Here is a 13,903-nt window from a genome sequence, read left to right on the forward strand (position 1 = left end):
ATGGTGGAACAATGGAAACAAATCAAACTATAAATATTCGGTTGTTCCATACTAATGACATTCATAGCCACTTTGAAACGTGGCCAACAATCGTCGGTTTGTTGAAGTCTAAAAGAGAGTTAGCTAAAGAAAAAGGTGAGGAAACCCTTACTTTTGATATTGGGGATTTCGTTGATCGATTTCATCCAATTTCGGAGGCCACTTTAGGAAAAGGCAATGTAGAACTTTTAAATGATGCAAAGTTTGATGCAATTACAATAGGAAATAATGAAGGAATTACCTTATCAAAAGGTGAGTTGTTAAATCTTTATGAAGATGCAAAGTTTGATGTTTTAGTAGGTAATTTAAACATATCAGATGAAGGTACCGAGAGTTTTAGCAAGCCTTTTGAAATATATGAAAAAAATGGTGTAAAGCTAGGAGTAATTGGTTTAACAGTCGCTTATCCTGTTTTTTATGAAACTTTAGGATGGAATATAAAAGATCCCTTTGAAATGTTAAATAACATCCTGCCAATTGTTAAAGCGCAATCAGACATTGTCATTATACTATCTCATTTAGGTATGAGAGACGATCAGCGAATCGCTGAACAATTTTCAGGAGTTGATATTATCTTAGGAGCACATACTCATCATTTATTTCCAAATGGAGAGTATGTTGGTGAAACATTACTTTGTGGAACAGGTAAACACGGTAACTATTTAGGCGAGGTTTTAATTACTGTTAATAAAGAGGCGAAAAGTATTATAAATACTGAAGCTTCAGTTACTGAAATACATACAGTCCCAACATATTACCAAGATGAAATGACGAAAATGATGTTGGCTAATTTAATGAGACTGAGTAAAGAAATTTTAAATGAACCAGTGACACAACTTCCTAGTAACATGGGGGTAAATTGGTTTAAAGATAGTCCATTACTGAAATTATTAGCAAATGCGCTTCGCCAATGGACTAAGGCAGATATTAGTATACTAAATTCGGGTATTTTACTTGATGGCTTAACAAGTGGACCTGTTACAAAGGGTGACATTCATCGAATATGCCCACATCCTATTAATCCTTGTGTCGTTACTTTATCTGGTAAGGAATTACTAAATGTTTTAAATCGTTGTGAAGAGAAAGAGTTGACTCATTTAAAGATGAAAGGTTTTGGATTTAGAGGGAAAGTAATTGGAAAAATGGTTTACGATGGAATCACTTTTGTTCATAAAGATAAGAGAAGGCATTTGAAAAAAGAGGATTTACTCATTAATGGTGAATTGTTAGATTTAAATCGAATGTATGCGATCGGAACTTTGGATTTATTTACGTTTGGTCACTTAATTCCTACAATTCGAGATGCTAGTCATAAAAGATTTTTTATGCCTGAATTTATACGTGATGTGTTATTTTCGGCTTTAAAAGATGTATAAAATTTATCAAGATTAGACAGGTTACACTTTTGTTTTTTTCTCATATTTTAGAATGAGAAAGGAGCGTTGAACTTGATCAATTTAAGCCCAATTAAAATAGATAATCATACATTTAATGCTGTTACGGTTTTACTTCCGAAAACTACCTTATTGGTCGTTATGAATGATAACGGATATATTATGTGCGGAGCATTAGATGTAGCTTTATTAAATGAAAGATTGCGTGATCGTCAAATTATTGCAGGCCGAGCAGTTGGTGTAAAAACAATAGAAGAATTATTAAATGCGCCTTTAGAATCCATTACTGTTGAAGCAGAAAAGTTAGGTATTCAAAAAGGAATGATTGGAAGGGACGCATTATTAAAGATGATATAAAAAAAGCCACTAAATTTTTTTTAGTGGCTTCCTGTGTAAATGAAGTCTAAAAAAAGTATTATCTGCTATGAAGAGCCATATATTTAATTAAAAAAATTGTTCAAGGAGAAAACAATGAGAGTTGTTGAAGCATCAACACTTGTTCCAGGTACGATTTTAAGAAAACCGGTTTATAATGAACATGGAGAAGTTATCGTTAATGCAAATATTCCTTTAACAAAAGAGATGATTAATCGGATACATAAATTAGCTATTCAATTTGTTTTAGTACATGCTCAATCATCAGAATTAATGGGAAAGACAATTATTTCAGACGAACTTCGCACTGACATCACAAAAACAATAGAAGATGCTTTTGTTAAAATAATTAGCGAAGATTTTTATTTAAGAGGGCTATCTTTAGAAAAAAACTCATCTAGGCTTAAAGAAATTATAAAATCACTGCAAAACGAATTATGGCAACAGAAGGATGTTTTATCTATATTGATAGATGTATTTCTATATGATGAGTATATCTTTATTCATTCTCTTAATGTAGCTATGTATTCTTTAGGAATTGGAATGGCATTAGATCTAAGTAAAATCCAACTTAATATACTTGGATTAGGAGCACTCTTACATGATGTCGGGAAAATGGCCATACCAAAAAAGATTTTAAATAAACGGAACCGTTTAACTGAAGATGAATATGCGTTCATTAAACAACATACAACTGTTGGATACGAAATGCTACGACGAGTATCTACTATTCACCCAATTGTTGCCGACTGTGCATTACAGCATCATGAAAGGATCAATGGAAGTGGCTATCCAAAAGGTTTATTTGGTGAGGAAATGCATCTTTTCTCAAAGATCATTGGGATTGCCGACTTTTTTGATGCGGTTACTTCAAATCGAGTATATCGACAAGCAATGCTCCCGAATGAAGGATTAACATTATTAATTAATGGTAGTGATAAATTATATGATGGTAAATTAATCAGCATATTTAGTGATTTACTAACCGTTTATCCAACGGGATTACACGTAAAATTGAGTGATGGTAGACGAGGAATTGTTTTTAGGCAAAATGAAGTATCGACAGATCGTCCAATTGTGCTTGTAATTGAAGAAAACGGAAGAAAGTTAAGTATTCCTTATAAAGTGAACCTCTATTATGAGTTAAAATTAATGATTATCGAGTGTGATTATACAACAATAAAACAAAGCATTTATAAATAATGGGATGTTTTTAGTGAAATGACTGGGGCATCGTTTTTAGTGTTTTTGTACATATCCATTTAGAATGAACAGGCAATGACATGCATACCCATTAGTAAGGGGGCATGGATATGATGAAAAGATTTAAGTACAGACGTGTTCCAAAAAATAAATTTTTTGTTTCAAAAAGAAAATCTTTTGGCGGATTTAAAAATGATTTAACTCAAATAACAAAACCGATTCGTACTATATTTCCGAATAAATATGTAGTTATTTGTATTGTTATATTATTTTTTTCCTTCTATGCTTTTTGGGAAATTGATAAAATTTTCACTCCAACAATCTTAAAATATTCTGAGAAACAAACAAGAAGAATTGCTTCTATCGTCATCAATGAAGCGTATGAATCGGCATCTAGAGAACTACAAGGGCAGGATATTATCATTCGAGATGTTGATGATAACGGTAAGGCGATAATAAGCACGAATACATATTTAATCAATAAAATAATTGGTTCTACTACTAAGCATGTTGAAGAAAATATTCGTAGAGTAGAAAATGGAGATTTATCATTTTTATCTTTATCAAAAGCAGAAATGAAGAAAATGAAGGCGGATCATGAGGGTCTTTATTTAAAAGTACCGATAGGGGTCGTTACAAATACAGCACTTTTAGGAAAACTTGGACCTACCATTCCAGTTCGTTTTTCTGTAGTTGGTGATGCAGTGGCTAATGTTACACAAGAAGTTAAGCCATTTGGATTTAATAATTCTGTTGTCGAAATTATTATGAATGTAGAAGTAAATATGAATGTAATTATCCCGTTTAGTACAAAATCAACAAAGGTGAAAGTAGAAGTCCCAATTGCTACTGAAATTATCGACGGAGAAGTTCCTAGTTTTATTCCATTTACGCCAAATACTCAACAAATTCCATCAACAATAAAAGGAAAAAAATAAATTTAAAATAGAGCAGACTAACTTGGTACATTAAGATATAAGTTAGTCTGCTTTTTTCTCATTCATGTTTTTTAATTTACCTAAATTCTGCGCCAATCGGTTAGTTTTGTTTATTTGCTTCTATCCTGACGCTCCCAAAGACGTAATTTAGGATAAGGATCAAAAGACCATTCTGAATATCCATTGTCTTTGTAAATACCATAATGCAAATGTGGAGGGAATTTTCCTGATGTCCCTGGAGGTCCATATCCAGTACTTCCAACATAGCCAATAAGTGTTCCAGGCTCTACTACTTGCCCTCTTTGAAGGTCTTTGTTAAACCCACCAAGATGGGCATAGTAATGATAATTATTAGATAAGTCTCGAATTCCGATTCTCCAACCTCCAATTCGATTCCAGCCCTTTGTCTCAATTACTCCATAGCATGTAGATCTTACAGGAGTCCCATAATTTGCAAAAATATCTGTCCCTTCATGAACTCTTCGTCCACCAAAGCTTCGAGGTGCCCCCCATGTACTACGATAACTATGTGTACTGCGAATTGGTAATGGGAAAGCATTACCTTCTATATTTAATTTTCCGTAATATTGATATATACTAGCGTATTCGTCGATAATATCAACGGTTATTGCTCTTTGGTAGTAATCCCATAGCATCATTCGAATGTATTGTCTAGATGGGCCGTAGAAATGCAATCGATGAATGAAAGTGTACAGAATATCCTCATCATCTTCTAAAGAAGCTTTTCCATCATTATTTCCATCTAAACCAATGCCGCTAAATAAATGGATAGTAGGAACGTATGTGTCTTTCTTAACTGGATTTGATACCCCGCTCCAATCCTCTGGTTTAATATAGATCGAAAGGACTCCATTTTCACGTTTAGGTATATCGTTCCTAACACTACGTACATTTCGTTCATAAGTATCTATCGCTGCAAAGTAATACCAAGGGATAAAGGTTAGTGTTTCACCTTTTTTATATAATGCCATTCGTTCTTTATCAAGCTGTGCTTGATTAATTTCTTCTGCATTTGTAAATGATGGCATTATGAAGATAACCACCATACAAAAAAGTACAATTATTTTTTTCAAAACCATCATCCTTTAAATTGATTTACATCTATAGTTTGGTTAAAGGAGCGACTTTCATAAATGGAAATTATAGGATAATAGGGATTATCAAACGAAAGTTTTTCATATCTGCGAAAAATGTAGTAATATATAAACTATTGGAAGAGAAAATGAAATATGTCGTAAACGAAAAAACGTTGGAGGAATTTCAAATGGCACCAAAAAAAGAAGAATATTTGAGAAAGCCTGAGTGGCTAAAAATAAAATTAAACACAAATGAATCTTACACAGAACTAAAGAAAATGATGCGATCTAAAAATCTTCACACTGTTTGTGAGGAAGCTCGTTGTCCAAATATCCATGAATGTTGGGCAGTTAGAAAAACAGCTACTTTCATGATCTTAGGTGCGGTTTGTACTCGTGCATGTCGTTTTTGTGCAGTTAAAACTGGTTTACCAACTGAACTTGATCTACAAGAACCAGTTCGAGTTGCTGAATCTGTCACACAAATGAACTTAAAACACGTTGTTATTACAGCGGTTGCTCGTGATGACTTAAGAGACGGTGGAGCAGCTGTATTTGCAGAAACTGTTAGAGAAGTTAGAAAAGCAAATCCATTTACAACAATTGAAGTTTTACCTTCTGATATGGGTGGGAAATTTGAAAACCTTAAAATGCTAATGGATGCAAAACCAGATATTATGAACCATAATATTGAAACAGTTAGAGAGTTAACTCCACGTGTTCGTGCAAGAGCTACGTATGAAAGATCACTTGAATTTTTACGTAGAGCAAAGGAAATTAATCCTAGCATCCCTACAAAATCAAGCATTATGCTTGGATTAGGTGAAACAAACGAACAAATTTACGAAGCAATGGATGATTTACGTGCTGCAGGTGTAAATATCATTACATTAGGTCAATATTTACAACCAACGAAAACTCATTTATCTGTTAAAAAATACTATACTCCTGACGAGTTTGCAGCCCTAAAAGAAATTGCTTTAGGAAAAGGGTTCTCACACTGTGAGGCTGGTCCTCTAGTTCGTTCATCATATCATGCTGACGAACAAGTAGAAGCTGCTAAACAAGCGTAATAAAAAAGCACTAGCCCTATGCTAGTGCTTTTATTTTTATTTTGACATCTGATCAAAATGCATACTTTGTTTATCTACATCAAAACCTTGGGCTAGATCTTTAATTTTTTGTTCTAATTGTCCATCATTAAGCTGACCATATTTATTTAGTTCCTCAATATTATTAATATTTTGTAACGAATTAGAAGTAAAGATATGATAGTAAGTAGGAAGTGCAGATTGAGCAGTTTTTTCAACCTGTTTTCTAGCTAATGATTTATTCCCATCTGATTTATAAGCAATGAATACTTCCTGGTCTGTAACTAGTGTAGCTGCATCGTTTATATCAGGAAGCTTTACAACTAAATAAGAAATGAATTTTGACACTTCTTGTTTATCAATTGTTAAAGTATATTCCCCATCTTTACCTAAAACATCTTGCTTTTGTAGTCTAGAAAAGCCATAATCTTTGTAAGAGTTATTTGACATTTTAGCATTTACATCGCCTAAATCCATGGGCTTTGTATTTAATTGTTTTGGTGTTGGATTAGATCGATGTTCATTTTTATATGTTACATCCTTATAATCGAACTGTCTCGAATGACTTGGACCGAATGAACATCCAGTTAATAAAAATAAGGTTAATAAACAAACTAAATATTTGCGCATATTAAATACCACCTTTTAATAATCAATGTAAAATTAGTATGCCAAAATATTTGTTACATATTTATGGGAGTAAAAGGAAGGAGAATACAAAATGGTTTGCATACAGAATATTTGCTATGAAGTAGTTGAAGATTACCGTGAAGGATTCAATGAAGAAGCCTTTAAAGCGAGATATGCAGAAATCCTTTCAAAGTATGATTACATTGTTGGGGATTGGGGCTATGAGCAACTAAGACTTAGAGGATTTTTTGATGATTCTCAAAAAAATGTTCCATATGATTCAAAAATAAGTACATTACGTGAATATATTTATGAGTATTGTAATTTTGGGTGTAAATATTTTGTCGTTAAGAAAGTAAAAAATTAATTGATGGGGAAACCCAACTTTTCAGACTACCCGCCAACGCGCTTTCTTCACTTTTTTGCGATGCTCATTACCGTTTTGGGTAATTCCACCTCATCAGGCTTCGCGCAAATAATGACAAACGCTTGCAATCAGTCTGAAAATTATGTTTTAGAATAATGTTTTTACATTGAAAATGGGGGAAACCTCATTTTTTTTTGTTTTAAAGGTGAGCACTGATTTTTTATTGAAAGATGTTTGATTCTTACATAAACAAATTATGTGGACAAAATATTTTTTGATTTTTTGAAAGAATAAAAACCTTGTGGATAAGTTTGAATCTTTCAACAGAAATGTGAATAACTAAAGACTTAATCACAAAAAAAGTGGACAACTTTTTAGTTATCCACTTTTTTTCAGATTATTTAGTAAAAATAAATTATTTATCCACAGGATTCGAAAAATTAGAAAATAATTTCACTAAGAAAATCTAATAATTCGGCTGCCTTTTCTTCAGAAATTCCGAAAGCAAATTCTAAGTAACCTTCTTCTTTTAAATCATCTGAACCGATAATTGCAAATCGATTACTTTGCATATCCATAATCATAACTTTGCCATAATGACGATCAGAATATACTAAAGCAAGATCATGTCTTTGCTCTTCTCCCATAAAGCTTACAAAACGAGTCTTTGCTTGAATCGTGTCATCATATAAGAAAAAACGTTCTGACATTTTTTTATTCCTCCATTATACTAAAATAAGATTTGGCTTGTATTCTAAATGGTGATGTGCTTTTATATGTCGCACAGTTTTCGTTTTACTTCTCATTACAATTGAATGAGTTTCGATTAGGTCTCCACCTAAGAAAGTAACTCCTTCAAGTAATTCACCTGAAGTAACACCTGTAGCAGCAAAAATTGCATCGTCACCTTTTACTAAATCATTTAATGTTAATAATTGTCTTGGGTCTTTAAGGCCCATATCCATACAACGTAGTTCTTCTTCTTTATTCATTGGTACTAATCGGGCTTGCATGTCACCGCCAAGGGCTTTTATCGCTGCAGCGGCTATAACTCCTTCTGGTGCGCCACCAATACCTACAAAGAGATCGATTCCGGTATGAGGTAATGCGGTAGCTATAACAGCACCAACATCTCCATCACCAAATAGTTTAACGCGAGCACCTTTTTCACGAATTCGTTCAATCATTTCCTCATGACGAGGACGTTCTTGGACAATTACCGTTAAATCATGTACACGTTTATTGTTTGCTTCAGCAATAATATCGATCGTTTTTTCAATCGGATCATCTAATGATATTTTACCAGCAGCACGGGGACCTACAGCTATTTTTTCCATATACATGTCAGGTGCATGTAATAAGTTACCTTTATCAGAAATAGCGATTACCGCCATTGCATTTGCATGGCCTTTTGCAAGGATATTTGTCCCTTCTAGAGGATCAACTGCAATGTCTACTTCTGGTCCATTACCAGTACCTAACTTTTCTCCAATATAAAGCATTGGTGCCTCATCGAGTTCACCTTCACCAATTACTACAGTACCTGCCATATTTACTGAATCAAACATCGAACGCATTGCAGAAGTAGCAGCGTCATCAGCTTCATTTTTCTTACCGCGTCCCATCCAATGAGCAGAAGCAAGAGCAGCTGCTTCAGTAACTCTTACAATCTCAAGTGCTAATTCACGCTCCAAAAATTCAACCCCCAGAAAAATATTCACCTATATAATATAACAAAATTCGGTAAGAAACGCTTTCATTTGTCGATTTTTTTCGAATTTAGCTATAAAATAAATATAAGTCCATAAAATGTAGAAGATAGAATTGAGAAGGAAGTGTACATATGTACTTTGTAAATCGTCAAAACATATTAGATCGAATTGAAATTTTAAATTCAATGCTAGAATTTTATGCGTCAAACAGCCATCCAAAAAATAAAATAGAAGAATTAGCTTTGGAAAGAATGATACATCTTTTAATTGACAGTATGTTAGATATTGGAAATACAATGATTGATGGCTTTATTATGAGGGACCCAGGAAGTTATGATGACATTGTTGATATTCTAATGGATGAAAAAGTTATTACTGCTTCAACTGGAGTATCGATCAAAAAATTAATTCCAATTCGAAAGCATTTATTACAAGATTACACATCTTCAATTACAGAAAAAATAGTGACAACATTAAGCGAAAATATCGAAGCATATAAGGAATTCCCGGTTGCCGTTCAAGCTTTTCTTGATAAAGAACTTGGAGTAATTAATGCTTTTAGTAGTGATGAGGAAAAATAATCTTAATTTTTCTAATTGAAATTTGATTCTAATGCTGTTTTTCTTGTCTTACCAAGAGAACAGCCTGACTAGTAAGGAGTGGCAATATGAAACAATACAAAGGATATTTAATTGATCTAGATGGAACTATGTATCGTGGCGAGGAGCAAATTGAGGAAGCTAGTCTTTTTATAAAAGCTCTGAAGGATAAAAATATTCCATATCTTTTTGTAACGAATAATTCTACACGTAGACCGGAACAAGTTGCTGATAAACTTAATTCCTTTAATATTCCAACTACAAAAGAACAGGTCTTTACAACAAGTAATGCCACAGCAAATTATATAAAAGAACAAAAGGCAGATGCCACTGTTTATATGATCGGTGAAGAGGGCTTACAATATGCCTTAGAGGAAGTCGGCTTAACAATTACAGATGAAAATCCTGATTTTGTAATTAGTGGTTTAGACCGTAGTATTAATTATGAGAAATTAGCAAAGGCTTGTATAGCTGTAAGAAATGGCGCGACATTTATTTCTACTAATGGCGACATAGCAATTCCGACCGAAAGAGGTTTATTACCTGGAAATGGGTCACTTACATCTGTTATTACAGTATCTACTACAGTAAAACCAATTTTTATTGGGAAACCTGAATCAATTATTATGGAACAAGCATTAAAAGTTCTTGGTGTTGCAAAAGAGGATACTTTAATGATTGGTGATTATTATGATACAGACATAATGGCTGGGATTAATACCGGTGTTGACACATTGATTGTTCATACTGGTGTGACGACAAGGGATATGTTGTCAAATTACGAAACGCAGCCAACTTATTCAGTTGACTCATTAGAAGAGTGGATTAAATATATTTAAGGAAAAACCCCGCTAGTAATTAATTTACTTGTGGGTTTTTTGTGTTCATTCAAATAGAAAAGTGGTCTCAAATGGATAAGTCTTATGAGACCACTTTTTTTTATTCATCTTTAGGTTTAATTTGATCGGCTTTTTTATGTGCAGCACGATGAGCAAGACGGCTAGATGCAGCAGCTGCAATCGCACCAACAATATCATCTAAAAATGTATTTACTAAGCCTGTAGATTTATCGTTTAATCTTTCTAAAATTCCAGGTTTTAATTTATCGATGTAACCGTAATTTGTGAATCCAATTGAACCATATACATTTACGATCGATAAGGCAATAATTTCATCAATTCCATAAAGGCCTTCATCTTTTTTGATAATAGCCAACAATGGCTCCTGTAGTTTATTTTGCTCTGCCAAAATATCTAATTCAATACCAGTAATGATGGCATTTTGTATCTCACGTTTTGTCAAGACTCTCTCAACATTGTGTTTACACTCTTCTTTAGATAAATTTTCATGATATTTATTTTGTAAAAAATAAACTAAATCAGCAATATCATCGAGCGTAACACCTCTTTTTTCTAATAGCGATAATGCAGTCTTTTCTAAATCGTGATTTAAATATTCCATTTCATCACCTTTTCCTTATCGATTGATTTAATTACTATAAAAATAACTAAAATGGAGATTTCATAAAATAATTAAAACTTTTTCTAAAAATTATTTTTAAGAAATAAGAGGATTAATTATATATGATTCGATATCGAACAAAATTCCCCTTTATAAAAAAGTTAAAACATAGGAAAAAATTGTTAAGTCCATGCTTGTCGGGGCTGACCAACTCACTTCCACATTTCGTGATCTAGTTCCAGCGAGTAGCCCCTCGAGGTCATAAGCCAAATGCCAATAAAGGTAAAAAGCGACCTTTTTTGGCCTTTGTCTTATGCTTGTCGGGGCTGACCAACTCGCTTCCACATTTCGTGATGTCTAGTTCCAGCGAGTAGCCCCTCGAGGTCATAAGCCAAATGCCAATAAAGGTAAAAAGCGACTTTTTTTGGCCTTTGTCTTATGCTTGTCGGGGCTGACCAACTCGCTTCCACATTTCGTATATACTACGTCATTTTCTCCCTTTTTGTGTATGGCCATTCGGGTTTATAGATAGAAAGTGAAAAAGTAGGGTACAGGTTTTTAGATTTGTGACATATATATTAATTAAGTAGTTATAAGAAGGATGTGAGTGATGATGTTTATTCGCAACCAAAACATCATTCAAGACATGTTTACTCATTATCAAATTCAACCAGCTGAATTACTTCAAGTACAGTCATATTACATGTTTTGGCAGCGGAATAGGGTGTACTTTCTTGCACCCATTGGAAATTTAAAAGAAGATGATTTGCAGGAAATGAAGAGTTTAAGTGATTTTATGAGCTCAACCGGAGATCAATCGGTCGCAACCTTTGTTCAAAACGTTCAAGGGTACTATGTGAGTAAGATTGATGGAAATAATTATTCTTTATTTAAGAGTAACAGACAAAATGAACGCAGTAATAATAATGGTGAAGAACTTGCGATTTTTCATTTAAGAGGGAAAAAATATTCAGATGAATTGAAAAGATTAAATAGGATTGGCAAATGGAAGAATTTATGGGAAAAACGTTTAGAGCAATTAGAAAGATTTTGGCAAAGTAAAGTGAATAGTCATCCCGAAAATTTTTTCGAACAAATATTTATTGAATCTTTTCCTTATTATCTCGGAATGACTGAAAATGCGATTCAATATGTTGTAGATACTGAACTAGATGATACTCCCCAAGTTGTTGATGCAGCAACAATTTGTCATCAAAAAATGACTGAACGAAGACAGAAAGAAATTCATTTTGCGAAAGTACCGATTGAATGGATTTACGATCATCCAAGCAGAGATCTTGCGGAATGGGTTAGAGATGAATATTTAGAGAATCCTGATCATTATCAAAAGAAAATCCTGTCATTTTTTTATGGGTATGAAAAGAAAAGTCCATTATCTACTTTTGCGTGGCGTTTGTTATTTGCAAGACTTCTTTTTCCTGTACACTATTTTGAAACAATTGAAGGATATTATTTGGCAAGGAGCGATGCGGAGCGGAAAAGGTATGAGCGTAAGTTAGTTAATTATCTTGAAAATACTAGTGAGTTTGAATCATTTTTAGGTGGATTTTATGATTTAATCGGACTACCAACTGCTAAGTTAGGGATCCGAGAAGTTAAATGGCTAAAATAAAAGAGAGGGTTTTAAACCCTCTCTTTCGTATTGAAAACAGATTAGAATACTTGCTCTACCTCAATTACACCAGGTACTTCTTCTAATAAAGCTCGCTCAATACCAGCTTTTAATGTAATAGTTGAACTTGGGCAACTGCCACATGCGCCTAAAAGGCGAAGTTTAACAATACCATCTTCAATATCAACTAAATCAACGTCTCCACCATCACGTAGTAAAAACGGTCTTAATTTATCTAAAACTTCTTGTACTTGTTCTTTCATGTCCATTCATATCGACTCCTTTCACTAATTTTATTATAATCAGTTAAGAGGAAAAAATCTATTACAGAGTACTTTGTGTGTTTGAAATTATTTTTGGACACACCTTTATTGTATGCTAGGAGGAGAAAATGAGTAATAAAATTTTAGTGGAAGTTTTTGGAGCTGAAGTAATATGTGCAAGTTGTGTAGGAATGCCATCATCAATTGAAACGTTTGAATGGCTTCAAGCTGCACTTCAAAGAAAATATCCTGACTTAGCCTTTGATTTTCAATACATTGATATATTTAATGTAGAGAATAATGAAAAAGAAGATTTTGCAAAACGAGTTAGAAATGATGAATTTTTCTATCCAGTAGTATTAGTAAATGGAAATGTTGTTGGTGAAGGTAATCCAAAATTAAAAGATGTTTATAACGCTATTGAACTATAAAGAATTACAACTCCTTACAAAAAATACAAAATGTAAGGGGTTTTTTTGATGATAGATTTTTTTTTGTTCCGTTCTGATTGTGCGTTTGAGTAATTGACTCTTTTCCAAAAAAATTAAAAAGTTTTAATAAAATTCACTATTTTATGTAAAATGCTAAAGTTTTACATGATAGAATAGAATTATAAAATAAATAAATTACAATTTATGGCATATATATAGGATTGGGAGGAGGGGTGGAATGGTTGCGATCAGTTTATTTGTAATTGGAGTTTTATTAATTATTATCGAAATGTTTTCGTTAACCTTTGTATTCTTGTGGATTGGTATTGCCAGTATTCTAGCATCAGTTGTAAATTATTTAACAGGATCAAACACCTTTACTTTTATTGTTTTTATTATTAGTGCATTAATTTTGTGGCTTAGTACAAAGAAATTTGCAAGAAGAATCCACCAGCATAAAACGATAGAAAATGGAGTATATGCTTTAGTTGGTAAAGAGGTCGTAGTAGCTTCTGTTGAAATTAATGATGATACAGTAGGGACGACTAAAGTTTATGGTGATGAATGGACAATCCGTTCTACTGAACCATTATTTTTAAATAAAAAGGTAATTGTAACAAAAATAGAAGGTGCAACTTTATACGTGAAAAATAACTAATTGAGGAGAAAT

Annotated in this window: 17 protein-coding genes; 11 read left to right on the forward strand and 6 right to left on the reverse strand. The window is 33.0% G+C overall.

Annotation, left to right across the window (positions count from 1 at the left end; all coding sequences use genetic code 11):
- The first annotated feature begins 11 nt into the window (after positions 1 to 11).
- The 4 genes from RAH41_RS20260 to yunB all read left to right on the forward strand — a co-directional run bounded on the left by RAH41_RS20260 (position 12) and on the right by yunB (position 3,949).
- Entirely contained in the window at positions 12 to 1,415 is a 1,404-nt protein-coding gene (locus RAH41_RS20260; protein ID WP_331225086.1) for a bifunctional UDP-sugar hydrolase/5'-nucleotidase, read from the forward strand.
- Positions 1,416 to 1,487: 72 nt separating this feature from the next.
- Complete coding sequence (locus RAH41_RS20265; RefSeq protein WP_069034827.1) at positions 1,488 to 1,790, forward strand: YunC family protein; 303 nt, start codon at positions 1,488 to 1,490, stop codon at positions 1,788 to 1,790.
- Between the two features lie 114 nt (positions 1,791 to 1,904).
- Positions 1,905 to 3,011: an HD-GYP domain-containing protein gene (locus RAH41_RS20270; RefSeq protein ID WP_331225089.1), complete on the forward strand. Its 1,107-nt coding sequence runs from the start codon at positions 1,905 to 1,907 to the stop codon at positions 3,009 to 3,011.
- Between the two features lie 110 nt (positions 3,012 to 3,121).
- Positions 3,122 to 3,949 carry a sporulation protein YunB gene (yunB, locus tag RAH41_RS20275; RefSeq protein WP_331225091.1) on the forward strand — a complete coding sequence of 276 codons (828 nt, stop codon included), beginning with the start codon at positions 3,122 to 3,124 and terminating at the stop codon, positions 3,947 to 3,949.
- A gap of 110 nt (positions 3,950 to 4,059) precedes the next feature.
- On the opposite strand, the gene RAH41_RS20280 is transcribed toward yunB, so the two are convergent.
- Entirely contained in the window at positions 4,060 to 5,049 is a 990-nt protein-coding gene (locus tag RAH41_RS20280; protein WP_331225092.1) for a M23 family metallopeptidase, read from the reverse strand.
- A 185-nt stretch (positions 5,050 to 5,234) separates the two neighbouring features.
- Here RAH41_RS20280 and lipA point away from each other — a divergent pair, with 185 nt between their 5' ends.
- Entirely contained in the window at positions 5,235 to 6,119 is an 885-nt protein-coding gene (gene lipA / locus RAH41_RS20285) for a lipoyl synthase (RefSeq protein WP_331225094.1), read from the forward strand.
- 36 nt (positions 6,120 to 6,155) lie between these two features.
- Here the strand turns inward: lipA and RAH41_RS20290 are convergent, their stop codons facing one another.
- Complete coding sequence (locus tag RAH41_RS20290; RefSeq protein WP_331225096.1) at positions 6,156 to 6,767, reverse strand: YhcN/YlaJ family sporulation lipoprotein; 612 nt, start codon at positions 6,765 to 6,767, stop codon at positions 6,156 to 6,158.
- Positions 6,768 to 6,858: 91 nt separating this feature from the next.
- Between RAH41_RS20290 and RAH41_RS20295 the strand changes: the two genes are divergently transcribed.
- Complete coding sequence (locus RAH41_RS20295; RefSeq protein WP_056468720.1) at positions 6,859 to 7,134, forward strand: YutD family protein; 276 nt, start codon at positions 6,859 to 6,861, stop codon at positions 7,132 to 7,134.
- Positions 7,135 to 7,574: 440 nt separating this feature from the next.
- Here RAH41_RS20295 and RAH41_RS20300 read toward each other — a convergent pair whose 3' ends face one another.
- Together RAH41_RS20300 and glpX are read right to left on the reverse strand one after the other, a co-directional pair.
- Entirely contained in the window at positions 7,575 to 7,844 is a 270-nt protein-coding gene (locus tag RAH41_RS20300; RefSeq protein WP_025672291.1) for a DUF3055 domain-containing protein, read from the reverse strand.
- 15 nt (positions 7,845 to 7,859) lie between these two features.
- Complete coding sequence (gene glpX / locus RAH41_RS20305) at positions 7,860 to 8,828, reverse strand: class II fructose-bisphosphatase (RefSeq protein ID WP_331225099.1); 969 nt, start codon at positions 8,826 to 8,828, stop codon at positions 7,860 to 7,862.
- 149 nt (positions 8,829 to 8,977) lie between these two features.
- Here glpX and RAH41_RS20310 point away from each other — a divergent pair, with 149 nt between their 5' ends.
- Together RAH41_RS20310 and RAH41_RS20315 are read left to right on the forward strand one after the other, a co-directional pair.
- Positions 8,978 to 9,427 (forward strand): DUF86 domain-containing protein, encoded by a 450-nt coding sequence (locus RAH41_RS20310; RefSeq protein WP_331225102.1) that lies wholly within the window; start codon positions 8,978 to 8,980, stop codon positions 9,425 to 9,427.
- A gap of 86 nt (positions 9,428 to 9,513) precedes the next feature.
- Positions 9,514 to 10,284 (forward strand): TIGR01457 family HAD-type hydrolase, encoded by a 771-nt coding sequence (locus tag RAH41_RS20315; protein ID WP_331225104.1) that lies wholly within the window; start codon positions 9,514 to 9,516, stop codon positions 10,282 to 10,284.
- A 100-nt stretch (positions 10,285 to 10,384) separates the two neighbouring features.
- On the opposite strand, the gene RAH41_RS20320 is transcribed toward RAH41_RS20315, so the two are convergent.
- Positions 10,385 to 10,906 carry a phosphatidylglycerophosphatase A gene (locus tag RAH41_RS20320; RefSeq protein ID WP_331225105.1) on the reverse strand — a complete coding sequence of 174 codons (522 nt, stop codon included), beginning with the start codon at positions 10,904 to 10,906 and terminating at the stop codon, positions 10,385 to 10,387.
- A 634-nt stretch (positions 10,907 to 11,540) separates the two neighbouring features.
- Between RAH41_RS20320 and yutH the strand changes: the two genes are divergently transcribed.
- Entirely contained in the window at positions 11,541 to 12,539 is a 999-nt protein-coding gene (yutH, locus tag RAH41_RS20325; protein ID WP_331225150.1) for a spore coat putative kinase YutH, read from the forward strand.
- 41 nt (positions 12,540 to 12,580) lie between these two features.
- Here yutH and RAH41_RS20330 read toward each other — a convergent pair whose 3' ends face one another.
- Positions 12,581 to 12,808, reverse strand: a complete 228-nt coding sequence (locus tag RAH41_RS20330) for a NifU family protein (RefSeq protein ID WP_025671774.1) — start codon at positions 12,806 to 12,808, stop codon at positions 12,581 to 12,583.
- A 122-nt stretch (positions 12,809 to 12,930) separates the two neighbouring features.
- Between RAH41_RS20330 and RAH41_RS20335 the strand changes: the two genes are divergently transcribed.
- Complete coding sequence (locus RAH41_RS20335) at positions 12,931 to 13,233, forward strand: DUF1462 family protein (protein ID WP_098232106.1); 303 nt, start codon at positions 12,931 to 12,933, stop codon at positions 13,231 to 13,233.
- A gap of 238 nt (positions 13,234 to 13,471) precedes the next feature.
- Complete coding sequence (locus tag RAH41_RS20340; protein ID WP_331225108.1) at positions 13,472 to 13,891, forward strand: NfeD family protein; 420 nt, start codon at positions 13,472 to 13,474, stop codon at positions 13,889 to 13,891.
- Positions 13,892 to 13,903 lie beyond the last annotated feature (12 nt).

The sequence above is a fragment of the Gottfriedia acidiceleris genome, from assembly GCF_036421055.1.
GTDB lineage: Bacteria > Bacillota > Bacilli > Bacillales > Bacillaceae_G > Gottfriedia > Gottfriedia acidiceleris_C.